This is a genomic window from Staphylococcus sp. MB377 (assembly GCF_001922505.1).
Classification (GTDB): Bacteria; Bacillota; Bacilli; order Staphylococcales; family Staphylococcaceae; genus Staphylococcus; species Staphylococcus haemolyticus.
In genome coordinates, this window is sequence record NZ_MAON01000022.1 from 286,897 (window position 1) to 311,118 (window position 24,222).

Below are 24,222 nucleotides of genomic sequence, written 5' to 3' on the forward strand. Positions count from 1 at the left end.
AAATATATATGGCACGTATTGCAGGAGTAGATATCCCACGTGAAAAACGCATTGTTATCTCATTAACATATGTATATGGTATTGGTACTTCAACAGCTAAAAAAATCGTTGAAGAAGCTAACGTATCAGCAGACACACGTGTAAAAGATTTAACAGATGATGAATTAGGTCGTATTCGTGAAGTTGTTGACAGTTATAAAGTTGAAGGTGACTTACGTCGTGAACAAAACTTAAACATTAAACGTTTAATGGAAATTTCTTCATACCGTGGTATCCGTCACCGTCGTGGTTTACCAGTTCGCGGTCAAAAAACTAAAAACAACGCACGTACTCGTAAAGGCCCAGTAAAAACTGTAGCTAACAAGAAAAAATAATAGGTAAAGGAGGCAAATATAAATGGCACGTAAACAAGTATCTCGTAAACGTAGAGTTAAAAAGAATATTGAAAATGGTGTGGCTCACATCCGTTCAACATTCAACAATACAATCGTAACTATCACTGATGAATTTGGTAATGCTTTATCTTGGTCATCAGCTGGTGCATTAGGTTTCAAAGGATCTAAAAAATCAACACCATTCGCAGCTCAAATGGCTTCTGAAACTGCTTCAAAATCTGCAATGGAACATGGTTTAAAAACTGTTGAAGTAACAGTAAAAGGACCTGGACCAGGTCGTGAATCAGCTATCCGTGCATTACAATCAGCTGGTTTAGAAGTAACTGCAATCAGAGACGTTACTCCAGTACCTCATAACGGTTGTCGTCCACCAAAACGTCGTCGCGTCTAATTTATAATAGATTGTTATTGTTACAGGTCACTGAGCGAAACAGTTTAAAATTAAGTCGACGTAATTAAGGAGGATTTTTGTAAATGATAGAAATTGAAAAACCTAGAATTGAGACAATTGAAATTAGTGAAGATGCTAAATTCGGTAAGTTCGTTGTTGAACCACTAGAACGTGGCTACGGTACTACACTAGGAAACTCCTTACGTCGTATCCTACTATCTTCATTACCAGGTGCAGCCGTTAAGTACATTGAAATCGAAGGTGTTTTACACGAATTCTCAGCTATAGATAATGTTGTTGAAGATGTTTCTACAATTATTATGAACATCAAAAAATTAGCACTTAAAATTTATTCTGAAGAAGATAAAACATTAGAAATCGATGTTCGAGATGAAGGCGAAGTTACTGCAAGTGACATTACTCACGATAGTGATGTAGAAGTTCTAAATCCAGAACTTAAAATCGCAACAGTGTCTAAAGGTGGACATTTAAAAATTCGTCTAGTTGCTAATAAGGGTAGAGGTTACGCATTAGCAGAACAAAATAATACTAGTGATTTACCAATCGGTGTAATTCCTGTTGATTCACTATACTCACCAGTTGAACGTGTTAACTATACAGTTGAAAACACACGTGTCGGTCAAAGTAGTGATTTTGATAAATTAACTTTAGATGTTTGGACTAATGGTTCAATCACTCCACAAGAGTCAGTATCATTAGCTGCTAAGATTTTGACTGAACATTTAAATATTTTTGTAGGTCTTACAGATGAAGCTCAAAATGCTGAAATCATGATTGAAAAAGAAGAAGATCAAAAAGAAAAAGTACTTGAAATGTCTATTGAAGAATTAGACTTATCAGTACGTTCATACAACTGTTTAAAACGTGCAGGAATCAATTCAGTTCAAGAGTTAGCTGATAAATCTGAAGCTGATATGATGAAAGTTCGTAATTTAGGTCGTAAATCTCTAGAAGAAGTTAAATATAAATTAGAAGATTTAGGATTAGGATTAAGAAAAGAAGATTAATAAGTTAAAGGAGGTCAACTCATGGGTTACAGAAAATTAGGTCGTACTTCTGATCAACGTAAAGCTATGTTACGTGACTTAGCTACTTCACTTATCGTTAGTGAGCGCATTGAAACTACAGAAGCTCGTGCAAAAGAAGTTCGTAGTGTTGTTGAGAAATTAATCACTTTAGGTAAAAAAGGAGATTTAGCTTCTCGTCGTAATGCTGCAAAAACATTACGTAATGTTGAAATTTTAAATGAAGATGAAACTACACAAACTGCACTTCAAAAATTATTCGGTGAAATTGCTGAACGTTATACAGAACGTCAAGGTGGTTACACTCGTATTCTTAAAGTAGGTCCTCGTCGCGGAGACGGTGCTGAATCAGTTATCATCGAATTAGTAGATTAATTCAAGATATAAATACACTAACTACTTATATGTAAAGCAAATGAGTGCAACGATAATGTTTGCCACATACAAATATTGTCTAGCTCAGAGTGCCCCATCAATTAAATATATTTCAAAGCGTGAACTCAACTAAAATATGATGGGGTGCGCGCTTTTTTATTTTCAAAGAAGCAATTAGCTTCTATTCAACCAATAAATTATTATATATAATACTAAGAACTCAAATGGTCATAGTTTATATTGAAAAATCGCATTAGTTGACCGAAATGAAAGTTTTTATTTAGTTTTTCAGTTTTAGTCATCTTTAATAGGGGGCGGGACAATGGATTCAAAATGAATTCTGTCCGGTCCTTTTTTATTTTGAAAAAATGAAATAAAACAATAATATACATGCAATTCATATTCATGTAAACTATACTAGTACAAAGTTTTAGGAGGGATTCTAGTGAAGGCGAATAACACTAATATTATTGAACTTAAGCAAGTTGACTTTCAATATCAAGGCGATGCAGCCTTCACATTAAATAATGTATCCTTTAAGATTCCTAAAAATCAATGGACTTCAATTGTTGGACATAATGGGTCAGGAAAATCAACAATAGCTAAATTAATAGTTGGTATTGAAATTGCGACCAATGGTACGATTTTTTTCAATCAATCACCAATCTCCAATAATAATTTCAAAGATATACGAGAACACGTTGGAATTGTCTTCCAAAATCCAGAAAATCAATTTGTAGGTTCGATTGTTAAATACGATGTTGCGTTTGGTTTAGAGAACTACGCTGTTCCAACTGAAAAAATGAAAGAAATAGTAGCACAATCTATTAGTGACGTTGGAATGACCGATTATGCTGATAGTGAACCACATTCATTATCAGGAGGACAGAAGCAACGAGTAGCTATTGCAGGTGTGTTAGCATTAAGTCCTTCAGTCATTATATTAGATGAAGCGACATCTATGTTAGATCCTCAAGCCAAGAAATCATTGATAAGTTTAATACAAGAAGTTAAAGCAACTAAAGATGTAACAATTATTTCGATTACGCATGACTTAACTGAGGCGCTTGAAGGTGATCATGTCATAGTAATGAATCAAGGAACAGTTTATAAAGAAGGAAATCCACAAACAATATTTAAAGATATAAAAATGTTACAAGAAATTGGACTAGATTTACCTTTCTCAATGAAAATTAATCAACTTTTAGGATTTGATGACCACTTTATTACTTACGAAGGGTTGGTCGAAAAGCTATGAAAATTAAGTTTAATGATGTTACATACACCTATCAACAGGGTACACCATATGAGTATAAAGCATTAGACCACATTAATTTAACTATTGAGCAGGGGAAATACTATGCAATTGTTGGACAAACTGGAAGTGGAAAATCAACTTTAATTCAGCATTTCAATGGGTTATTAAAACCTACTAATGGCAATATTGAGCATGATGAACTTATGATTCATTCTAAAACTAAAGATAAATTTATTAGACCAATCAGACAAAAAATTGGACTAGTTTTTCAATTTCCTGAATCACAATTATTTGAAGATAATATTGAAAGAGAAATTGAGTTTGGACCTAAGAATTTTGGAATGAATGTTGAAGAAGTGAAAGAAAGAGCTTTTGATTTATTGTTAGAGTTAGGTTTTCCAAGAAATGTTATGTCTTTGTCACCATTCCAGATGTCTGGTGGCCAAATGCGTAAAATTGCAATTGTTTCAATCTTAGCTATGAACCCGGATGTCATTGTTTTAGATGAACCTACTGCTGGATTAGACCCAAAGAGCCGTCAACAAGTAATGGAGCTATTTAAAGAAATACAGCTAAAACAAAATAAAACAATCATACTTGTATCTCATGATATGAATGAAGTTGCGAAATATGCTGAAGAAATTATCGTGATGAATGATGGAAATATTATCGAGCAAGTCACACCAAAAGAGTTGTTTAGACAAGGTAGTAAACTTGAAGAGTGGCATATAGCCTTACCAGATATTGTTCAGTTACAACGTGATATTGAAATTAAACATGGTATTAAATTTAAGACAACCGCACTTACTGAGAAAGAATTTGTAAGTATGTACCAGGAGTGGCAACATCATGAAGAATAAATTAATTATAGGTAGATATTTACCAAATAACTCTGTAATTCATCATCTAGATCCACGAGCTAAAGTTTTATTTGTATTTATGTTTATTATTTTAATATTTTTTGCTCATTCTTTTGCAACGTTTGGGTGGATTATTTTATTAATTCTAATGTTTATGTTTTTAGCGAAGATTAAATTATGGTTTTTAATAAAAGGGTTAACACCAATATTTATTTTTACTATATTCACATTCTTCATGCATATCTTCTTCACACATGGTGGTACAAGATTAGTTGATTTTGGAATTATTAAAATTGATAGTGCTGGTATTTTAGAAGGTATCTTTATTTCATTACGTCTCATCACAATTGTTATGGTTGCAACAATAATGACGCTATCAACGAGTCCAATCGATTTAACAGATGCTTTTGAAAAATTGCTAACGCCATTAAAATGGTTTAAATTGCCTGTGCATCAATTAAGCATGATTATGTCAATCGCTTTAAGATTCATTCCAACTTTAATGGATGAATTAGATAAAATCATACTAGCTCAAAAATCACGAGGTTCTGAGTTAAGTTCGGGTGGCTTAATGACACGTATAAAAGCATTTATTCCTTTAATGATTCCATTATTTATCTCAGCTTTTCAAAGAGCGGAGGAATTAGCAATCGCTATGGAAGTACGTGGTTATGATGCTAATGTAAAACGAACAAGTTATAGAAAGCTACAATGGCATATTGGAGACACGATGTGCTTAATAAGTATCATCCCAATAGCCATAGTATTATTAGTATTAAAATATATTGGAGTGTAATACAGTGCGTATACTCGTTAATATTTCTTATCAAGGAAGTCAATTTCTAGGGTTTCAAATTCAACAGCAAGGGAGAACTGTGCAACAACAATTTGAAAAGATATTGAAGCGTATGCATCGGCGACATGTTCGCATTCATCCTTCTAGTCGTACGGACAGAGGTGTACATGCATATGAACAATTTTTTCATTTTGATACAGACTTAAATATTGAACCACAGCAATGGAAGTATGCGATGAATAGTGCTCTACCTGAAGATATATACGTCAAAGAAGTTCAACAAGTCGATGATCATTTTCATTGTCGTTATGACTGTCTAGGCAAGCGATATCGTTATAAAGTATATCAAGCAACACATCGTAATCCTTTTGAAAGTGGCTTAAAGACATTTATTAAGGAAGATTTAAATTATTCAAAAATGAACGAAGCTGCAAAACACTTCATTGGAACACATGATTTTACAGGATTCTGCTCTCAAAAGACTGAAGTCAAAAGCAAAGTACGTACGTTATATCAAAGTGAGATCATCCAAACAGATGTAGGGTTTGACTATGTTGTGACAGGGTCAGGCTTTTTATATAATATGGTTCGCGTGTTAGTAGCGTTTCTAATTGAAGTAGGAAAAGGTAAGCGTCATCCAAGTGAAGTGTCAACGCTATTAAATGAAAAAAATAGAGATAGTGTACCATTTACAGCACCTGCAGAAGGTCTCTATTTAGAGAAGATATATTTAACAGAAAAAGAATTAACAACAGACTTTGGAGACAATATTAAAATTCATCGTAAAAAATCATTACAAAATGACTAAATTGCATTGACAAACGGAGCTATAAAATATAACATAGTTAACGGTATTGTTTTATATCCACCCCATGATAAGCCCCGGAAACTTATTGTGTTACAAGATATATAAGCAAATTATACAGGAATAAAATAAATGAACATTTACGCTTTGAAAATCGTAACAGAATGAATAGATTGCAGGCCTCGTTCGTAGGTTCGACTGCGATACGTACCTGTAATCTAAAACGAAGCATTTATTTTTAGGAGGACAATTATTATGCGTCAAACATTTATGGCAAATGAATCAAACATTGAGCGCAAATGGTATGTTATTGATGCTGAAGGCCAAACATTAGGTCGTTTATCATCTGAAGTAGCATCTATCTTACGCGGTAAAAATAAAGTAACTTATACACCACACGTTGACACTGGTGATTATGTAATCATCATTAACGCTTCTAAAATCGAATTAACTGGTAAAAAAGAATCAGATAAAATTTATTATCGTCACTCAAACCACCCAGGCGGTATCAAATCAGTTACAGCTGGTGAGTTAAAACGTAATAATCCAGAACGTTTACTTGAAACTTCAATCAAAGGTATGTTACCAAGTTCACGTTTAGGTGAAAAACAAGGTAAAAAATTATTTGTATATGGTGGCGCTGAACATCCACACGCTGCACAACAACCAGAAAACTACGAGTTACGTGGTTAATTAGAAGGAGGAAATTACATTGGCACAAGTTGAATATAGAGGCACAGGCCGTCGTAAAAACTCAGTAGCACGTGTACGTTTAGTACCAGGTGAAGGTAATATCACAGTTAACGAACGTGACGTACGTGAGTACTTACCATTCGAATCATTAATCTTAGACTTAAACCAACCATTTGATGTTACAGAAACTAAAGGTAACTATGATGTATTAGTTAACGTACACGGTGGTGGTTTCACTGGACAAGCACAAGCTATCCGTCACGGAATCGCACGTGCATTATTAGAAGCAGATCCTGAATACAGAGGTTCTTTAAAACGCGCAGGTCTATTAACTCGTGACCCACGTATGAAAGAACGTAAAAAACCAGGTCTTAAAAAAGCACGTCGTTCTCCACAATTCTCAAAACGTTAATGCTGGAATTGTTGCAAACTTGTTTGCTTACAAGTTCTGTATGCAAATTGCGTTAGCAATTTGTGTTCAACTGAAATGTTTAAAGCACTTCTCAATTTCGAGAAGTGCTTTTTGTATGCAATAAAAGCTAGAGATTCATAAAACCTCTAGCTTTTGAACTTTATATTTATTTTTTAAATACTTCTTCAACAACTTCTGTCATGTCATTATGAATAACTAAACTTGCTTGTCTATCATACGGTGTAGCGTCTCTATTAATAATTACAAGATTATCTCCTGTAAAGTTAGAAATAAAGCCTGCAGCAGGTTGTACGACTAAGGATGAACCTAACACAATGACAGTATCTGCTTTTTGGATTTTATCTAATGCTCTAAAGACAGTAGGTTGATCGAGCATTTCACCGTATAATACGATATCAGGGCGAATCACATCACCACAGTTCTCACAATATCTTAATTTGTGTCCCATAACATATGATTTCGTATATTCTTTTCCACAATTGATGCAATAAAAGCGATTCAGTGTACCATGAATTTCATCAATCTGTTCACTTCCGGCATCTTCATGTAACCCATCGATATTTTGGGTAATCACACCTAAAGATTTGCCTTCTTTTTCTAACTCTGCAATCCACTCATGGACGATGTTAGGTTTTTTATCTGCTACTAGTAGTCGTTTATGATAAAAGTCGATAAAGCTTTCTTTATTATCATTTAAATGATCAACACTTAATAAATATTCAGGTGAATAACCTTCTTTTGAAATTTCATCAAATAATCCACCCATTGAACGGAAATCAGGTATACCACTTGCAACCGATACACCTGCACCAGTAAAGAATACAATTTTGTTTGATTTATCAACAATTTCTTTTAATTTTTCGATTTTATTACCCAATCGGAGCACCTCATTTATCATCAATACTGTATAGTTTTTTTTAAAAATAAATCTTATACTATTATTACAACATATTTTGCTATTTATTTTCTAGTTTTCAAGAAGCAATGAATGTTGAAAAACAATAAATAATAGTGTTAAAACATATAATAGTATAGAATGAAATTGCGTTTAAAATCTTTATAAAAAATCAATTGTTCTTATAAAAAGAACTTTTTAATAAAATAGAGTTGGATGTGAGAATTTGAATGAATAAATACGATCGTTTAGAAGAAATTACTAAACTCGTAAATCAAAAAGGAACGGTTAGGACGAATGAAATCGTTGAGGAACTTAACGTATCTGATATGACAGTACGTCGTGATTTAGCTGAACTAGAAGAAAAAGGATTACTAACTAAAATACATGGCGGTGCACGTAGTAATTCAGCTTTTCAAATTAAAGAAAAGTCTCATCAAGAAAAGCACACAGAGAATATTGAAGAAAAACGTGCTGTCGCAAGGAAAGCTGTTAACTTAATTGAAGAAAACGATACGATTTTTTTGGGACCTGGAACAACAATCGAGTTACTGGCTCAATTAATAGATCGAGAGTCATTAACAGTGATTACGAATTGTTTTCCAGTATTTCAAATATTATTTGAAAAGCGTTCGCTAAATTTTAAAGTTTACTTATTAGGTGGAGAAATGAGAGAACTTACTGAATCATTTGTAGGTGAAATGACGAATACGCTTCTTAAAACAAAACGATTTAGTAAAATGTTTTTTAGTTGTAATGGAATAAAAGATGCAGATGTGCTCACTTCTACAATTGACGAAGCGTATACACAACAACTTGCACTTCATCGTTCACTTGAAAAATACTTATTAATTGATACTTCAAAAATTGGAAAAGAAGATTTTACCCAATTATGTCATTTAGAAGATTTAACAGCAGTTGTTGTAGATAAAAATTATGAAGATAATGTACAAAAATTAAAAGCTTATACAGAAGTGATACATTAATTGAATGATACCAAGATTGTTTATTTAAACAATCTTGGTATTTTTTTAGATAATTGAACGTAATTAAACATAAAAATGAAATGTTTTGTTTAAAAAAACAAAATTTTAAACAACATTCGAACATTTATTGTTGATTATTTGTTTATTTATGTTTATAATTTAGGTGTAAATATTTGAAAGCGCTTTTTCAAACACATGTGTTTAATTATCTTATTTTCAAAGGAGAATCATTATGACAATTTTTATTGGTTCAGATGTCGCTGGTCAACGTCTTAAAGATGTTATAAAAACATTTTTAAAAGAAAATAACCATGATGTAGTAGATGTAACAGAAGGAAAAGAATTAGACTTTGTTGATTCAACATTAGCAGTTGTACACGAAGTACAAAAGAACGATGATAATTTAGGAATTGCAGTGGATGCTTATGGTGCAGGTAGTTTTATTGTCGCTACAAAAGTAAAAGGAATGATTGCTGCTGAAGTATCAGATGAACGTTCAGCATATATGACACGTAGTCACAACAATGCACGCATGATTACAATGGGCTCTGAAATTGTAGGCGATACATTAGCAAAAAATATTGCTAAAGAATTTGTAAATGGACACTATGATGGCGGACGTCACCAAATCCGTGTAGATATGTTAAATAAAATGTGCTAATTGGAGGAATAAATAATGAAAATTGCTATAGGTTGCGATCACATTGTAACTGATACAAAAATGGAAGTTTCACAACATTTAAAAGCTCAAGGACATGAAGTTATTGATGTAGGTACGTATGATTTTACACGTACACATTATCCTATCTTCGGTAAAAAAGTAGGAGAAAAAGTAGCTAGTGGAGAAGCAGATTTAGGCGTATGTATTTGTGGTACAGGCGTTGGTATTAGTAATGCAGCAAACAAAGTCCCAGGTGTAAGAACAGCATTAGTACGTGATATGACATCAGCACTTTATTCAAAAGAAGAATTAAATGCTAATGTTGTTAGTTTCGGCGGTAAAGTAGCAGGCGAATTATTTATTTTCGATATCGTTGATGCATTTATTAAAGCGGAATACAAACCTACTGAAGAAAATAAAAAATTAATTGCTAAAATTAATCATTTAGAAGCACATAACGATAATCAAGCTAATCCTCATTTCTTTGATGAATTCTTAGAAAAATGGGACAAAGGTGAATATCACGATTAAGGAAGATGTGAAATGATTCTAACATTAACTTTAAATCCTTCAGTTGATATCTCTTACCCATTAGAACAGTTTCATCTAGATACTGTGAATAGAGTTAAAAAGACGAGTAAAACTGCTGGAGGAAAAGGATTAAATGTAACACGTGTATTATCAGAATTTGGCGAAAATGTGTTAGCAAGTGGCTTTTTAGGTGGCGCATTAGGTCAATTTATTGAAGAACAATTAACGGATGCTCAAATTGAACAGTCTTTCTTCAAAATAAAAGGAGAAATACGAAATTGTATCGCTATTCTACATGAAGGACAACAAACTGAAATACTTGAACAAGGACCAACTATTGGCAAGGAAGAAGCAGAGAGCTATAAAACACATCTTTTAGAACTATTTAAAAGAGCTAATGTTATAGCGATGTCTGGAAGTTTACCTAAAGGTCTTAATACAAATTACTACGCTGATATTGTGAAATTAGCAAATAAACAAGGTCTACCTACGATTTTAGATAGTTCTGGTCAATCATTAATGGATGTATTGTTAAGCGAGAATAAGCCTTCAGTGATAAAACCTAATATTGATGAATTATCTCAATTATTACACACTACTGTCACTACAGATATCGATAGTTTAAAAGAAGCGGTTACTCAACCCATATTCAAAGGTATTGAATGGATTATTGTTTCTTTAGGTGGCGATGGCGCTTTCGCTAAACATCATCAAACATTTTATAAAGTAAATATTCCAAAAATAGAAGTCGTTAATCCTGTAGGGTCTGGTGATTCTACAGTGGCAGGTATTGCATCAGGTCTTGTTCATCAACAATCCGATGAAGATTTACTGAAAAAAGCTAATGCATTTGGAATGTTAAATGCAATGGAGCATCAAACAGGTCATATTAATGTAGATAAATTTAAAGAACTATTCAAACAAATTGAAGTTATAGAGGTGTAATTCATGACAAAATCACAACAAAAACTAGCATCAATCGAACAATTAAGTAATCAAGATGGGATTATTTCAGCTTTAGCATTTGATCAACGTGGAGCATTAAAAAGAATGATGGCTGAACATCAAACAGAACCTCCTACAGTTGAACAAATTGAACAATTAAAAGTACTTGTATCAGAAGAGTTAACACAATATGCATCTTCTATTCTTTTAGATCCTGAATATGGCTTACCTGCTTCTGATGCACGTAATAAAGAGTGTGGTTTATTACTTGCATATGAAAAAACTGGATATGACGTGAATGCAAAAGGTCGTTTACCAGATTGCTTAGTAGAATGGTCTGCTAAACGTTTAAAAGAACAGGGTGCCAATGCAGTTAAATTCTTACTTTATTATGATGTAGATGATTCAGAAGAGATTAACATTCAAAAGAAAGCTTATATTGAACGAATTGGTTCAGAATGTGTTGCTGAAGACATTCCATTTTTCTTAGAAGTGTTAACTTATGATGATAATATTCCAGATAATAAAAGTGCTGAATTTGCAAAAGTAAAACCTCGTAAAGTAAATGAAGCAATGAAGTTATTCTCTGAAGATCGATTCAATGTTGATGTGCTTAAAGTTGAAGTACCCGTAAATATGAATTTTGTTGAAGGATTTACAGAGGGTGAAGTTATATACACAAAAGAAGAAGCAGCACAACATTTCCGTGATCAAGAAGCAGCGACACATTTACCTTATATTTATTTAAGTGCTGGTGTATCAGCTGAATTATTCCAAGAAACATTAACATTTGCACATGATGCAGGTGCACATTTCAATGGTGTGTTATGTGGGCGTGCGACATGGTCTGGTGCAGTTAAAGTTTATATTGAACAAGGAGAACAAGCTGCAAGAGAATGGTTACGTACAACTGGATATAAAAACATTGATGATTTAAATAAAGTACTAAAAACAACTGCAACATCTTGGAAAGCAAAATAACTTAGGGGAGGTTATTCATATGAACAGAGAAGAAGTACAATTACTTGGTTTTGAAATTGTCGCATATGCAGGAGATGCACGTTCGAAATTATTAGAGGCATTAAACGCTGCTAATGAAGGTGATTTTGATAAAGCTGAACAACTTACGGAGGAAGCAAATGAATGTATTGCAAATGCACATAAAGCTCAAACAAACTTATTAGCTCAAGAAGCGCAAGGTGATGACATTGCATTTAGTATTACAATGATTCACGGTCAAGACCATTTAATGACAACGTTATTATTAAAAGATTTAATGAAGCATTTAATTGAATTATACAAAAAAGGGAGCTGACCCCTATGAATAAGTTAATAGCATGGATAGAAAAAGGAAAGCCGTTCTTTGAAAAAATATCTCGTAATATTTATTTAAGAGCGATTCGTGATGGATTTATTGCAGCAATTCCAATTATCTTGTTCTCAAGTATATTTATTTTAATCACATATGTACCTAACGTGTTTGGCTTCACTTGGAGTAAAACGATGGAAGGTATATTGATGAAACCATATAACTATACCATGGGAATTGTTGGTTTGATTGTAGCTGGAACAACAGCTAAGTCTTTAACCGATTCCTACAACAGGAAATTAGATAAAACCAATCAAATTAACTTTATTTCTACAATGATGGCTGCGATGAGTGGATTTTTATTCTTAGCAGCAGATCCTATTAAAGAGGGTGGATTTTTAAGTGCATTTATGGGCACTAAAGGATTATTAACAGCCTTTATTTCAGCCTTTATTACCGTAATTGTTTATAATTTCTTTATTAAAAGAAATATTACAATAAAAATGCCTAAAGAAGTGCCACCAAATATTTCTCAGGTATTTAAAGATATCTTCCCGTTGTCAGCGGTTATTATCATTATTTATGCATTAGATTTATTATCAAGGAAATTTATTCATACAAATGTAGCGAACGCCGTATTAAAAATCTTTGAACCATTATTTACTGCGGCAGATGGCTGGATTGGTGTCACACTTATCTTCGGTGCTTTCGCATTCTTCTGGTTTGTAGGTATACATGGTCCATCTATTGTTGAACCAGCAATCGCTGCAATTACTTATGCAAATCTTGAAACAAACTTAAATTTGATTCAAGCAGGAGAACATGCAGATAAAATTATTACCCCTGGTACACAAATGTTCGTTGCAACTATGGGGGGTACCGGTGCTACATTAGTCGTGCCATTTATGTTTATGTGGTTAACTAAATCAAAAAGAAATAAAGCAATTGGTAGAGCATCAGTTGTACCAACATTCTTTGGAGTAAATGAACCAATTTTATTTGGTGCACCACTCGTATTAAACCCAGTATTTTTCATACCATTTATTTTTGCACCAATAGCAAACGTATGGATCTTTAAATTCTTTGTTGATGTACTTAAAATGAATAGTTTTAGCATCTTCTTACCATGGACGACACCAGGTCCTCTTGGTATTGTGATGGGCACAGGATTTGCATTTTGGTCATTTGTGTTAGCAATTGTATTAATTGTAGTTGATGTTATGATTTATTATCCATTTTTAAAAGTATATGATGAACAAATTCTTGAAGAAGAACGAGGTAATAAAGAAGTAAATAATGAATTAAAAGAAAAAGTATCAGCAAACTTTGATACGAAAAAAGCAGATGCAATTTTAGCAACTGCTGGTGCAAATGAAACGACAACAACTGAATCAGCACCTTCAGATGAGGAAGTATCGGCTAAAAATTCATCAAATTCAATTAACGAACAAACTAACGTTTTAGTCTTATGTGCCGGTGGCGGTACAAGTGGATTACTTGCAAATGCGTTAAACAAGGCTGCAGAAGAATATCAGGTACCTGTAAAAGCGGCAGCTGGTGGTTATGGTGCACATATGGATATTATGAAAGACTATCAATTAATTATTTTAGCGCCTCAAGTTGCTTCTAACTATGAAGATATAAAACAAGATACAGATCGACTAGGTATTAAATTAGCTAAAACACAAGGTGTTGAATACATTAATTTAACTCGAGATGGCAAAGCAGCATTAGACTTCGTTCAACAACAATTTGAAATATAATTAGGAGATGAAAGTATAATGAAAAAATTACCAGAAGATTTTATATTCGGTGGTGCAACAGCAGCTTATCAAGCAGAAGGTGCGACTCAAACAGATGGAAAAGGTCGCGTAGCATGGGACACTTATCTTGAAGAAAACTATTGGTATACAGCTGAACCAGCAAGTGATTTTTATAATAAATATCCTATTGATTTAGAATTAAGTGAAAAATTTGGTGTGAATGGCATTCGTATTTCGATTGCATGGTCACGAATATTCCCTAAAGGATATGGTGAGGTTAATCCTAAAGGTGTTGAATACTATCATAATTTATTTAAAGAATGTCATAGAAGACATGTAGAACCATTTGTAACGTTACATCACTTTGATACACCAGAGACACTACATAGTGATGGTGATTTCTTAAATCGTAAGACAATTGAGTACTTTGTTGAGTATGCAAAATTCTGTTTCGAAGAATTTGAAGAAGTAAATTATTGGACTACATTTAATGAGATTGGCCCTATCGGTGATGGCCAATATTTAGTAGGTAAATTCCCTCCTGGAATTAAATACGACTTTGCTAAAGTGTTTCAATCACATCACAACATGATGGTCGCACATGCGAAAGCAGTTAAATTGTTTAAAGATAATGGCTATAGTGGTGAAATAGGTGTCGTGCATGCTTTACCAACTAAATATCCTTATGATCCAACTAATCCAGAAGATGTTAGAGCGGCTGAATTAGAAGATATTATTCATAACAAATTCATTTTAGATGCAACTTATCTAGGTAAATATTCTCGTGAAACTATGGAGGGCGTTCAACACATTTTATCAGTAAATGGTGGTAAATTAGACATACCAGAAGAGGATTATAAAATATTAGAAGCGGCTAAAGATTTAAATGACTTCCTTGGTATCAATTACTACATGAGTGATTGGATGAGAGGTTACGATGGCGAATCTGAAATTACACATAATGCTACTGGTGATAAAGGTGGTTCTAAATATCAACTTAAAGGTGTAGGTCAACGTGAATTTGATGTTGATGTACCACGTACTGATTGGGACTGGATGATTTATCCTAAAGGCTTATATGATCAAATTATGCGAGTAGTTAAAGATTATCCTAATTACCATAAAATTTATATTACTGAGAACGGACTTGGTTATAAAGACCAATTTGATGAGGAACGTAAAACTGTAGATGATGATGCACGTATAGATTATGTGAAAAAACATTTAGAAGTCATTTCTGATGCTATTCGTGATGGTGCGAATGTGAAAGGGTACTTCATTTGGTCACTCATGGATGTATTTTCTTGGTCAAATGGTTATGAAAAACGATACGGTCTATTTTATGTCGATTTTGAAACGCAAGAACGTTATGCTAAAAAGAGCGCATATTGGTACAAAGAACTAGCGGAAAGTAAGGAAATAAAATAATTGCATTTAATATAACTTTGTAACAAACAGCAATGATAAATACAATTGTAAGGTAGGATTGGGAAATGCTAAAATTTAGCTTTTCTCAGTCCTATTTATTTTTTCTTGGCTTGATCACATGAAAAAATAATTCAAAAATATATATTCAAATTATTACCACATATGCTTAAACGTACAATTTAACTTAATTTTCATTTTTGTAATTACATCATTTATACTTAAAGAAAACAAATTGGAGTATTATTATGAGAATTTTTAAAAAGATAATATTTAGTTTGATTATTAGCCTAATGATTTTTACATTAGTAGGATGTCAATCAAAGAGTAACAATTCATCTCATTATCAAAGTAATGATAAAAAGAAAGTTGCAACTTTATTTATGCATGGATATGGTGGAACCAATAATTCTGAAAAATATATGGTCAATCAAGCTGTAAAAAAAGGTGTCATCAAGGATGTAGTTACAGCATATGTTTTATCAAACGGAAAAGTACAGTTTAGTGGCAAAATTTCAAAGAAGTCTAGGAATCCAATTATAAAAATATTATTTGAAGATAATAAAAATGGTGACATTATGCAAAATGCTCAAAACATAAAAAATGTACTTACAAAAATGAAATCAAAATACAATATAGATAATTATAATTTTGTAGCGCATTCAATGGGAAACTTATCTTTTGCGTATTTTATGAAATATTATGGAAATGATAAACAATTACCTCAACTTCAAAAAGAAGTAAATATAGCTGGTACATATAACGGTGTTTTATATTTAAATGAAAAAGTAAATGAAATTACTGTCGATAAAGATGGTAAGCCTAGTAAAATGAATGCTGATTATGAAAAATTATTAAATCTAAAAGATGTCTATAAAAATAAAAACATAGAAGTACTAAATATTTATGGTGATTTGAAAGACGGAACACACTCTGATGGAAGGGTATCTAATAGTTCGTCTCGCTCCTTAAAATACTTGTTGGGCAATAGTCCTAAAACATATAAAGAATCTGAATATAAAGGGGAGAAAGCGCAACATAGTGCGCTACATCATAATAAAGAAGTGTCAGATGAAATCATAAATTTTTTATGGTAGTAGTAAGTAATAACATAACTTGAACACTAAAATAATCAAAGTTTAAAGTGAATTATTGGCGACTAATTGAATCAATTCCAATCTTGCTTGTTCCCCATATACATGAGGCATTATTATGATTTCATCCACTTGATACGTATTTAATAAAGAAGTTAATTTTAGATGAATATCTTTAGGCAATCCACTTATGACACGACTTTTATTTTGCTCAATTTTATTACGTTCACTAGTGCTATAATTACGTTGTTGAGCAGTATTAATAGAAGGATATGATTTAGGTTGGTTGAGATAATTAATGCGTAAAAGCCATAAATGTAATGCATCTAATAAATCATCAACTTTATTAAGCGTGTTTGCAGTAACTACAAATGTCGACATAATTACATATGGCTCATTAGATTTTGAAATGTCATTCAATTGTTTGTATCGTTTTCGATAATATTCTATTAGGCTATTAATCTTGGTTTGAGTTTGTCCCATAAATGCAATGACGAATGGTAGCCCTTTTTGAGCAGCTAATTCCGCACTTCTTTCACTCATACCTAGAATAAACATTTGTGGAGAAGTATTAATTTCAGGTGTTGCTTTGATAGACATGAATCGATGTGGGGCTTCATATTTGTTGCTAAAGTAGTGTAGTAAGTCCTCTATTTGATTGTCTAAATTTGGTTTTGTTGATTTATACTCATTAAGTGCTTCATTTACTTGCTTGAAACTCGGAGAACGACCTAAACCCATATCTACTCTATTAGGATGGCGAGCTTCCATTATTCTAAATTGTTCTGCCACTTTGTAGGCACTGTAGTGCGGTAACATGACGCCTCCGCTTCCTATTTTAATCGTTTGTGTTTGTTCTAATAGCATCATCATTACGATTTCAGGTGCACTTGACGCAACAGAGAATACATTATGATGTTCTGCAACCCAATATCTTGTATAACCTAATTGTTCAGCAGTTCGGGCTAACGTAATGCTATGATTAAATGCATCATTGGCGTTTCTACCTTCAAAAATTGGAACATAATCTAAAATACTTAATTTCAATTTTTATATGCTCCTTTCAATGATTTTTATAGGAAAAATTAGATTTAGTTGTATTTTAAATTGAAGGCTTCTATATTGCTATATATTTGTTTGAAATATTATACTTAGTTTAATATTAGATTTGAAAAAGGTGGCGGATGAATAGTGAAAGCAATTGGATTTGAACAACCGTTTAAACTATCAGATGGAAATTTATTTAAAACTTATAATTTAGATATACCAGAACCAAAAGGACATGAATTATTAGTTAAAATTCAGTCTATTAGTGTCAATCCCGTTGATACAAAACAACGATTAATGAACGTGTCAAAAATACCTCGTGTACTAGGATTTGATGCGATTGGTGTGGTTGAATCTGTTGGAAGTGAAGTTACTATGTTTAATCAGGGTGATGTAGTATATTACTCTGGTTCACCTGATCAAAACGGATCAAATTCGGAATACCAATTGATTGATGAGAAATTAGTAGCTAAGGCACCTAAAAATATTAGCGCTGAGCAGGCAGTAAGCTTACCATTAACCGGTATAACAGCATATGAAACATTGTTTGATGTGTTTGGTATTTCACGCAAACGTAGTGAAAATGAAGGTAAAACGTTGTTAATTATAAATGGCGCAGGTGGTGTAGGAAGTATTGTTACTCAAATTGCTAAGTTCTATGGTTTAAGGGTGATTACAACAGCATCGCGTAATGAAACGATTGAATGGACTAAAAAAATGGGTGCTGATATTGTACTCAATCACAAAGAGAGTTTAATAAATCAATTTAAGACACAAGGTATTGAACTGGTTGATTACGTATTCTGTACATTTAATACGGATATGTACTATGACGACATGATTCAATTAGTGAAACCTAGAGGTCATATTGCTACTATTGTAGCTTTTGAAAATGACCAAGATTTAAATGCTTTGAAACCAAAAAGTTTAAGTTTCTCACATGAATTTATGTTTGCTAGACCATTAAATCAAACTGATGATATGATAAAGCATCATGAATATTTAGAAGACATAACAAATAAGGTTGAACAGAATATTTATCAACCTACAACAACTAAAGTTATAGAAGGATTAACCACTGAAAACATCTATCAAGCACACCAAATATTAGAATCCAATACAATGATTGGCAAATTGGTCATTAATTTAAATTAATAAACTATATATATTTCTTTATAAATGGCGTTTATTCTTATAAAAAAAGGCAATAGGATAAACGTCATTTTATTTTGACTTAAATGCTTTATTAACCATTTTATTGAAAGGAGTATTATGTTGCGAAAAAAATCAATTAGTTTTGTGTTTTGGACAGCATTAGCTATTTGTACTCTATTTGTTTTATATGGCGCTTTTATGCCGAAACAATTAGAAACAGGAACCCAAAACATTACTTCATTTATAGCAAAGAATTTTTCTTGGTATTATTTGTTACTGGTTTTACTCATATTTTTTGTTTGTGTATATTTATTGTTTTCAAGATATGCATCGATAACACTTGGTGAAGAAGGTGAAGATCCTGAATTCTCACTACCTTCTTGGTTCGCCATGTTATTTAGTGCTGGTATGGGTATTGGACTAGTATTTTGGACTACTGCAGAACCAATAAGTCACGCATTTACGTTACCCCCTATACATAAAGCAGGTACACAATCTGCAATCAATGATGCATTTCAATTTTCGTTCTTTCATTGGGGATTACATGCATGGGCAGTATATGGAATTGTAGCATTAGTCTTTGCATATTTTAGTTTCCATAAAGGCTACCCTGGATTAGTAAGTGCAACCTTAGTTCCTATATTTGGTGAAAAATCAATGAAAGGCCCTATAGGTGGTGCAATTGATGTATTAGCTGTTATCGCCACTGTTACAGGTGTCGCAGCAACTCTCGGATTTGGTGCACTTCAAATAAATGAAGGCCTAAATTTCCTATTTAATGTACCAAACAATTTTGGTACACAGGTAATATTAATTATTATTGCGACTATATTGTTTACGTGGTCTGCTTGGTCAGGTATAGATAAAGGGATTAAAACGCTTAGTAACGTCAATATGCTGTTAGCCTTTATTGTATTAATTGGCTTATTTATTGTTGGCCCAACACTTTATATTCTAAATACATTTACAAATGGTTTAGGTAATTATATCTTTAATTTCTTTAGTATGAGTTTACGTATTCCAATGAATGGAGGAGAAAAATTCCAATGGCTCCAAAACTGGACAATATTCTATTGGGCTTGGTGGGTATCATGGGCACCATTCGTGGGTATCTTTATTGCTAGGGTATCTAGAGGTCGTACAATTAAAGAATTTATACTTGGTGTTCTATTTGTACCTTCACTTGTATGTTTCTTCTTCTTTGCTGTATTTGGAGCATCTGCCGTTTATTTACAAGATAAAGGCATTGCTAACATTGCAAAAGAAGCTACTGAAACTGCAACATTTGCTACGTTGGAACATTATCCACTAGGATTTATTCTTAGCATAATTACTCTCGTAGTTATTATGATCTTCTTCGTGACTTCAGCCGATTCAGCAACATACGTATTGGGTATGCTTAGTTCTAAAGGTGACATCAATCCTGCATCATTTGTGAAAGTAAGTTGGGGTATTATTCTAGCCTTATTTGCAATGATTATGATTTATACAGGTGGTACACAGGCGATTCAAAACTTATTAATCATTGCCGCTTTACCATTTTCAATAGTTATTATCTTAATGATTTGGTCATTGTTTAAATCATTAAGTATCGATCATCCAAGAACTTCTAATAAGTTTCCAAACATATTACAGTATAAAAGTTCAAAGCAAAAAGAATTGAAAAAATAATAATAAAATATATGTTTTTATTGTGCTAAATTTGGGAATATTCTATCTAGAAAGTAAAACTTTAATAAATATTTATATAATTAAATTAATAGTTTTTCATTAATGTTTTGAAAAATGTTTAAAGGGTATTATTTTCTATATAATAATTCAACAATAATTTAGGAGGTGCATACGAGGTGAAAAGGCTAAAAAACTTTATCCTCGGCCTATTAATAGTTGCTATTGTTGGATTCCTATTGTTTATGTACATCAAAGATAGTCGTATATCTAAGTATCAAGACTTCTTCTTACAATTCAATTGGTTCCAACCACTATTAATTGGTTTAGCTGCTCTACTTATATTGATAGGTTTAATATTAGTATTCAGCATCTTTAAACCAACATATAGAAAACCAGGATTATACAAAGATTATGATGATGGTCATATTTATGTATCTCGTAAAGCAGTTGAAAAATCAGCTTACGATACACTTACTAAATACGATCAAGTAAGACAACCTAATGTTGTAGCTAAGCTTTATAATAAAAAAAGCAAATCTTACATTGATATCAAGGCTGACTTCTTAGTACCAAATGATGTACAAGTTAAGTCACTAACTGAAAGTATTCGTTCAGACATTAAGCATAATGTAGAACATTTTACTGAATTACCAGTGAGAAAACTTGAAGTAAATGTCAGAGATCAAAAAACTGCTGGACAACGTGTTCTGTAAGGGAGGGATAACATGGCTGATAATAATAATCAAAATGGACAAGATGCAAGTCAACAAATCATTGACTTCATTAAATCATATAAATGGCGTATCATTGGTTTCTTTGCATTTTTAATTATAGCAATCTTATTCCTAACTTTAGGATTTTGGAAAACAATTTTGGTTATTGTTTTATGTTTAATCGGAATTGGTGTTGGGTATATTAAAGACCGTACACAGGATTTCATGAATTTCTTAAATAGATGGAGTTAAATAATTTATTTAAGAACTAAATAATAAAAAAATTCAATTATAAAGGAGAATGTAATATGTCAGTAGATAACAATAACAAAGCTAAACAAGCTTACAATAATCAAACTGGAGTTAATGAAAAAGAAAGAGAAGAACAGCAAAAACAAGCAGAACAATACAGAGAACAAAATGAACAACAACAATTTGAAAACAAATTAACTTTCTCAGATGAAGTTGTAGAAAAAATTGCTGGAATCGCAGCTCGTGAAGTTAAAGGTATCTTAGATATGAAAGGCGGTTTCGCTGATAACTTTACTAATGCATTCTCTAGTGGCAACAATGTAACTACTGGTGTTTCTGTTGAAGTTGGCGAAAAACAAGCAGCAATCGACTTAAAAGTAATCTTAGAATATGGTGAATCAGCACCAAAAATCTTCCGTAAAGTTACTGAATTAGTTAAAGAGCAAGTTAAATATATCACTGGCTTACAAGTTGTAGAAGTTAACATGCAAGTTGATGATGTTATGACTAAAAAAGAATGGCAACAAAAAAACGAAAAAAACAACAATAATAATAACAACTCTGAAAGATCAGGATTACAATAATAATAGATTTAACCCTTTAGGTTTATATAGCCTAAAGGGTTTTTTATTTTAGAATTAAGCTTTGATTTCTAATATCGTTTAACCATGTAGTGGATTACTTACTTTAATATAAGTATAGTGATGTGCTTCATCTTCTAAACGCATCGTTGTCACGCATTTATAATCAATGTCTCTATCAAATATAATTTGTTTAATTTCTGAAATGTGGCTTGTATTAATATTCGTTAAGCTATTTAAAATGTTATGAATAATTTCGCTTACGCTATCCCACAGTTTATATTCAAATTCTTCATCCTCAATGAATTTTGAAACAGTTAATATAAGTTCACCTATGTGATTTTGAACTGTCGAGTAAAAGACTTTATTAAATACTGTTGTTTTAGAATCGGTCAAGATTCTAGATTTTTCGTGAAAATGATTTGTCGTATATCCAGATTCATTTAAAAATTGTTCATCAATACGTAAGCCTTCAAAATCACGAATATAAATAGTATTTAATCGTCCATCAGCGTTAAACGTTGCAATTGAATTTTGTAAATGGGCTTCAAGTGCAATGCCATATTTAGCATATAAAGGAATCACTATGCCTAACAATTGAGAAATGTAATCTGACAACCATTCTTGAGCTGCGATATCAAGATTTGATTTGTCGTAATGATGTTTATAACGTTGAATTAAACTAATAATTGGTGGTTCTTCATTATATTTATAATTAACCACTAAACTTGAAGGAATCATAGGAATACTATCTTTTTCAGTTAGATTGTACACATTGTCCCTAAAGAGCGTTCCTAATTGCTCACTTCGGTCTGTTTGAATAGCTTCTTCGTCATTTATATTATAAAAGTGAATACCAACAAATTCATTTAAAATACCAACTCTATAATGAGTGAAATCTTTATCTTGCTTTAAAATGTCATTTAAGATTTGAGTAACTAAAGGACCATTGTGAGTTGTTTGTTCAGATAAAGTTCTAATTTCACCAGTAATATGTACATTGGTAGATAATTTAATATGTGGCAACGTGCTTGGGAATTTTGGCATTAAAGTTCTAAAAGATAAACCAGCGTAATAAGGTATTTCTATCTTTAGTGGAATCATTAAATTATTATTTATTTCCTCTTCGTATTGACTTAATAATACATTATCTAACTGCCAAGGATGAACAATCATTAAATGATATTCACTCAGATTACTCAAATTATCACACTCAGTTTTAATTTGGCTATATAGTTCTGGAAATTGCGCTTCTAATTCAGCATTATAAGTAAACGATAAAGATTGTATTCTAGCGACACTTTGGTGAATAAGCACACACTTTAAATGAATTTCTTTATTGTATTCTGAACTATATTTAATATTCTCATTAGCATTAAGGCCTTTACGCAATTTAGCTCCAGGATGAAGCGGGTGTCCCTCTATAACTGCCTGCTCTGAACGCAAATAACTATCTTGTTCATTAAGAATTATTTCCAATAAAGGTTCATTTGAATGTTGCATCTCATATGCTTGATATGCAAGTGCTAACGCCATATTTGCAACACTGTTTTCCATATCGTCTTTGAATTGAGAACTTGCCTCATTATCAAGCTCTGGATTTTCCTTTAAGATATCAGCTAATACTTCATTAGGATGAAGTATACGAACACATTGTCTACCATCACTATCACAATAATAAAATGGACCTTCAACATCTACACGGCCAAATGCATGAGTTCCGGAAACTTTTGCGAATAAATATTTATCGCTTTCGGGAAAATGCACGCGCATAATTTGGTGTTCTCCATTTATTGGAAAGTTTTTAATATCACATGACGAGAAAAAGGTACTATTTGATTTAGCGTTGACTAAATTTTCTCTGTAAAGGGATGTAATTAAGCGTTGAGAAATTTTATCTCGTGCAACGAGCAATTCATTTTTAATGTAGTTTACTAAATGGGGCATTTCTTGCTTTAAAAACGATAAAGCTCCTAATTCTTCATCAGTTAAATGTAAATCTATATTGTCTATTGAAATTAAATTATCCATATTGCACCTCAAATTCATTTTACAAAAATCTAAATCATTTGTATAATCCATAATATCGATAATGATATTCATTATCAATTATGAAGTTTATTATAAATAAGTAGGTGGAAT

The 24,222-nt window shown here is 32.2% G+C and carries 27 protein-coding genes; 24 read left to right on the forward strand and 3 right to left on the reverse strand.

Translation table 11 applies throughout. The features are described 5' to 3' along the window. Positions 1–8 precede the first annotated feature (8 nt). From rpsM to rpsI, 10 genes are all read left to right on the forward strand, one after another. Positions 9–374: a 30S ribosomal protein S13 gene (gene rpsM / locus BB045_RS06645; protein WP_011275142.1), complete on the forward strand. Its 366-nt coding sequence runs from the start codon at positions 9–11 to the stop codon at positions 372–374. A 22-nt stretch (positions 375–396) separates the two neighbouring features. Next, positions 397–786, forward strand: a complete 390-nt coding sequence (rpsK, locus tag BB045_RS06650; RefSeq protein ID WP_000101625.1) for a 30S ribosomal protein S11 — start codon at positions 397–399, stop codon at positions 784–786. Positions 787–869: 83 nt separating this feature from the next. Continuing rightward, positions 870–1,814, forward strand: a complete 945-nt coding sequence (locus BB045_RS06655; protein WP_011275143.1) for a DNA-directed RNA polymerase subunit alpha — start codon at positions 870–872, stop codon at positions 1,812–1,814. A 21-nt stretch (positions 1,815–1,835) separates the two neighbouring features. Beyond that, positions 1,836–2,207: a 50S ribosomal protein L17 gene (gene rplQ / locus BB045_RS06660; protein WP_011275144.1), complete on the forward strand. Its 372-nt coding sequence runs from the start codon at positions 1,836–1,838 to the stop codon at positions 2,205–2,207. A 445-nt stretch (positions 2,208–2,652) separates the two neighbouring features. Beyond that, the gene (locus BB045_RS06665) at positions 2,653–3,465 is read left to right on the forward strand and encodes an energy-coupling factor transporter ATPase (RefSeq protein ID WP_070442774.1); all 813 of its coding nucleotides are present in this window, start codon (positions 2,653–2,655) and stop codon (positions 3,463–3,465) included. Further along, positions 3,462–4,325, forward strand: a complete 864-nt coding sequence (locus BB045_RS06670; protein ID WP_070442771.1) for an energy-coupling factor transporter ATPase — start codon at positions 3,462–3,464, stop codon at positions 4,323–4,325. The genes BB045_RS06665 and BB045_RS06670 overlap by 4 nt, the downstream gene beginning before the upstream one ends. Then, positions 4,315–5,121 carry an energy-coupling factor transporter transmembrane component T family protein gene (locus BB045_RS06675; RefSeq protein ID WP_070442768.1) on the forward strand — a complete coding sequence of 269 codons (807 nt, stop codon included), beginning with the start codon at positions 4,315–4,317 and terminating at the stop codon, positions 5,119–5,121. Before BB045_RS06670 ends, BB045_RS06675 begins: the two co-directional genes overlap by 11 nt. 4 nt (positions 5,122–5,125) lie before the next feature. Further along, positions 5,126–5,929 carry a tRNA pseudouridine(38-40) synthase TruA gene (gene truA / locus BB045_RS06680; RefSeq protein WP_075140604.1) on the forward strand — a complete coding sequence of 268 codons (804 nt, stop codon included), beginning with the start codon at positions 5,126–5,128 and terminating at the stop codon, positions 5,927–5,929. Between the two features lie 252 nt (positions 5,930–6,181). Next, positions 6,182–6,619 carry a 50S ribosomal protein L13 gene (gene rplM, locus BB045_RS06685; RefSeq protein WP_070442762.1) on the forward strand — a complete coding sequence of 146 codons (438 nt, stop codon included), beginning with the start codon at positions 6,182–6,184 and terminating at the stop codon, positions 6,617–6,619. A gap of 19 nt (positions 6,620–6,638) precedes the next feature. Then, the gene (rpsI, locus tag BB045_RS06690; protein WP_011275150.1) at positions 6,639–7,031 is read left to right on the forward strand and encodes a 30S ribosomal protein S9; all 393 of its coding nucleotides are present in this window, start codon (positions 6,639–6,641) and stop codon (positions 7,029–7,031) included. A gap of 166 nt (positions 7,032–7,197) precedes the next feature. Here the strand turns inward: rpsI and BB045_RS06695 are convergent, their stop codons facing one another. After that, the gene (locus BB045_RS06695) at positions 7,198–7,929 is read right to left on the reverse strand and encodes an NAD-dependent protein deacylase (RefSeq protein ID WP_080497799.1); all 732 of its coding nucleotides are present in this window, start codon (positions 7,927–7,929) and stop codon (positions 7,198–7,200) included. A 248-nt stretch (positions 7,930–8,177) separates the two neighbouring features. Between BB045_RS06695 and BB045_RS06700 the strand changes: the two genes are divergently transcribed. The 9 genes from BB045_RS06700 to BB045_RS06740 all read left to right on the forward strand — a co-directional run bounded on the left by BB045_RS06700 (position 8,178) and on the right by BB045_RS06740 (position 16,664). Then, positions 8,178–8,933: a DeoR/GlpR family DNA-binding transcription regulator gene (locus BB045_RS06700; RefSeq protein WP_070581234.1), complete on the forward strand. Its 756-nt coding sequence runs from the start codon at positions 8,178–8,180 to the stop codon at positions 8,931–8,933. Between the two features lie 232 nt (positions 8,934–9,165). After that, on the forward strand, positions 9,166–9,594 hold the full coding sequence (gene lacA, locus BB045_RS06705) for a galactose-6-phosphate isomerase subunit LacA (RefSeq protein WP_002455017.1): 429 nt from the start codon (positions 9,166–9,168) through the stop codon (positions 9,592–9,594). Between the two features lie 15 nt (positions 9,595–9,609). Continuing rightward, a complete protein-coding gene (lacB, locus tag BB045_RS06710) occupies positions 9,610–10,125 on the forward strand; it encodes a galactose-6-phosphate isomerase subunit LacB (RefSeq protein ID WP_002448324.1) in 516 nt (171 codons plus the stop codon). A gap of 12 nt (positions 10,126–10,137) precedes the next feature. Further along, on the forward strand, positions 10,138–11,070 hold the full coding sequence (locus BB045_RS06715) for a tagatose-6-phosphate kinase (RefSeq protein WP_075140605.1): 933 nt from the start codon (positions 10,138–10,140) through the stop codon (positions 11,068–11,070). Between the two features lie 3 nt (positions 11,071–11,073). After that, positions 11,074–12,051, forward strand: coding sequence for a tagatose-bisphosphate aldolase (gene lacD, locus BB045_RS06720; protein ID WP_070581235.1), 978 nt, complete (start codon positions 11,074–11,076; stop codon positions 12,049–12,051). A 19-nt stretch (positions 12,052–12,070) separates the two neighbouring features. Beyond that, the gene (locus BB045_RS06725; RefSeq protein WP_002448512.1) at positions 12,071–12,385 is read left to right on the forward strand and encodes a PTS lactose/cellobiose transporter subunit IIA; all 315 of its coding nucleotides are present in this window, start codon (positions 12,071–12,073) and stop codon (positions 12,383–12,385) included. A 5-nt stretch (positions 12,386–12,390) separates the two neighbouring features. Beyond that, positions 12,391–14,142 carry a lactose-specific PTS transporter subunit EIIC gene (locus BB045_RS06730; protein WP_070581236.1) on the forward strand — a complete coding sequence of 584 codons (1,752 nt, stop codon included), beginning with the start codon at positions 12,391–12,393 and terminating at the stop codon, positions 14,140–14,142. Between the two features lie 15 nt (positions 14,143–14,157). Further along, the gene (lacG, locus tag BB045_RS06735; RefSeq protein ID WP_141751064.1) at positions 14,158–15,570 is read left to right on the forward strand and encodes a 6-phospho-beta-galactosidase; all 1,413 of its coding nucleotides are present in this window, start codon (positions 14,158–14,160) and stop codon (positions 15,568–15,570) included. A gap of 245 nt (positions 15,571–15,815) precedes the next feature. Continuing rightward, the gene (locus tag BB045_RS06740) at positions 15,816–16,664 is read left to right on the forward strand and encodes an alpha/beta hydrolase (protein WP_070581238.1); all 849 of its coding nucleotides are present in this window, start codon (positions 15,816–15,818) and stop codon (positions 16,662–16,664) included. Between the two features lie 42 nt (positions 16,665–16,706). Here the strand turns inward: BB045_RS06740 and BB045_RS06745 are convergent, their stop codons facing one another. Beyond that, entirely contained in the window at positions 16,707–17,708 is a 1,002-nt protein-coding gene (locus BB045_RS06745) for an LLM class flavin-dependent oxidoreductase (RefSeq protein WP_070581239.1), read from the reverse strand. A gap of 144 nt (positions 17,709–17,852) precedes the next feature. On the opposite strand from BB045_RS06745, the gene BB045_RS06750 reads away from it, so the two are divergent. The 5 genes from BB045_RS06750 (at position 17,853) to BB045_RS06770 (ending at position 22,083) form a co-directional block, all read left to right on the forward strand. After that, a complete protein-coding gene (locus BB045_RS06750; RefSeq protein ID WP_070581240.1) occupies positions 17,853–18,863 on the forward strand; it encodes a zinc-binding alcohol dehydrogenase family protein in 1,011 nt (336 codons plus the stop codon). A 120-nt stretch (positions 18,864–18,983) separates the two neighbouring features. Further along, entirely contained in the window at positions 18,984–20,534 is a 1,551-nt protein-coding gene (locus BB045_RS06755; RefSeq protein ID WP_070860899.1) for a BCCT family transporter, read from the forward strand. A 176-nt stretch (positions 20,535–20,710) separates the two neighbouring features. Beyond that, positions 20,711–21,247, forward strand: a complete 537-nt coding sequence (amaP, locus tag BB045_RS06760; RefSeq protein WP_037536063.1) for an alkaline shock response membrane anchor protein AmaP — start codon at positions 20,711–20,713, stop codon at positions 21,245–21,247. 12 nt (positions 21,248–21,259) lie between these two features. Then, positions 21,260–21,499: a DUF2273 domain-containing protein gene (locus BB045_RS06765; RefSeq protein ID WP_011275167.1), complete on the forward strand. Its 240-nt coding sequence runs from the start codon at positions 21,260–21,262 to the stop codon at positions 21,497–21,499. Positions 21,500–21,555: 56 nt separating this feature from the next. Next, complete coding sequence (locus BB045_RS06770; RefSeq protein ID WP_070581242.1) at positions 21,556–22,083, forward strand: Asp23/Gls24 family envelope stress response protein; 528 nt, start codon at positions 21,556–21,558, stop codon at positions 22,081–22,083. 78 nt (positions 22,084–22,161) lie between these two features. On the opposite strand, the gene BB045_RS06775 is transcribed toward BB045_RS06770, so the two are convergent. After that, positions 22,162–24,111 (reverse strand): IucA/IucC family protein, encoded by a 1,950-nt coding sequence (locus tag BB045_RS06775; protein ID WP_075140606.1) that lies wholly within the window; start codon positions 24,109–24,111, stop codon positions 22,162–22,164. Positions 24,112–24,222: the final 111 nt, after the last annotated feature.

What these genes read in the sequence shown, in the direction of transcription:
- rplM (WP_070442762.1), top strand. Translation starts at nt 6,182, where the DNA reads ATGCGTCAAACATTTATGGCAAATGAATCAAACATTGAGCGCAAATGG.
- BB045_RS06725 (WP_002448512.1), top strand. Translation starts at nt 12,071, where the DNA reads ATGAACAGAGAAGAAGTACAATTACTTGGTTTTGAAATTGTCGCATAT.
- BB045_RS06740 (WP_070581238.1), top strand. Translation starts at nt 15,816, where the DNA reads ATGAGAATTTTTAAAAAGATAATATTTAGTTTGATTATTAGCCTAATG.
- BB045_RS06770 (WP_070581242.1), top strand. Translation starts at nt 21,556, where the DNA reads ATGTCAGTAGATAACAATAACAAAGCTAAACAAGCTTACAATAATCAA.
- BB045_RS06655 (WP_011275143.1), top strand. Translation starts at nt 870, where the DNA reads ATGATAGAAATTGAAAAACCTAGAATTGAGACAATTGAAATTAGTGAA.
- BB045_RS06700 (WP_070581234.1), top strand. Translation starts at nt 8,178, where the DNA reads ATGAATAAATACGATCGTTTAGAAGAAATTACTAAACTCGTAAATCAA.
- lacB (WP_002448324.1), top strand. Translation starts at nt 9,610, where the DNA reads ATGAAAATTGCTATAGGTTGCGATCACATTGTAACTGATACAAAAATG.
- BB045_RS06670 (WP_070442771.1), top strand. Translation starts at nt 3,462, where the DNA reads ATGAAAATTAAGTTTAATGATGTTACATACACCTATCAACAGGGTACA.
- lacA (WP_002455017.1), top strand. Translation starts at nt 9,166, where the DNA reads ATGACAATTTTTATTGGTTCAGATGTCGCTGGTCAACGTCTTAAAGAT.
- lacD (WP_070581235.1), top strand. Translation starts at nt 11,074, where the DNA reads ATGACAAAATCACAACAAAAACTAGCATCAATCGAACAATTAAGTAAT.
- BB045_RS06775 (WP_075140606.1), bottom strand. Translation starts at nt 24,111, where the DNA reads ATGGATAATTTAATTTCAATAGACAATATAGATTTACATTTAACTGAT.
- BB045_RS06675 (WP_070442768.1), top strand. Translation starts at nt 4,315, where the DNA reads ATGAAGAATAAATTAATTATAGGTAGATATTTACCAAATAACTCTGTA.
- rpsK (WP_000101625.1), top strand. Translation starts at nt 397, where the DNA reads ATGGCACGTAAACAAGTATCTCGTAAACGTAGAGTTAAAAAGAATATT.
- BB045_RS06765 (WP_011275167.1), top strand. Translation starts at nt 21,260, where the DNA reads ATGGCTGATAATAATAATCAAAATGGACAAGATGCAAGTCAACAAATC.
- rpsM (WP_011275142.1), top strand. Translation starts at nt 9, where the DNA reads ATGGCACGTATTGCAGGAGTAGATATCCCACGTGAAAAACGCATTGTT.
- BB045_RS06730 (WP_070581236.1), top strand. Translation starts at nt 12,391, where the DNA reads ATGAATAAGTTAATAGCATGGATAGAAAAAGGAAAGCCGTTCTTTGAA.
- BB045_RS06715 (WP_075140605.1), top strand. Translation starts at nt 10,138, where the DNA reads ATGATTCTAACATTAACTTTAAATCCTTCAGTTGATATCTCTTACCCA.
- rplQ (WP_011275144.1), top strand. Translation starts at nt 1,836, where the DNA reads ATGGGTTACAGAAAATTAGGTCGTACTTCTGATCAACGTAAAGCTATG.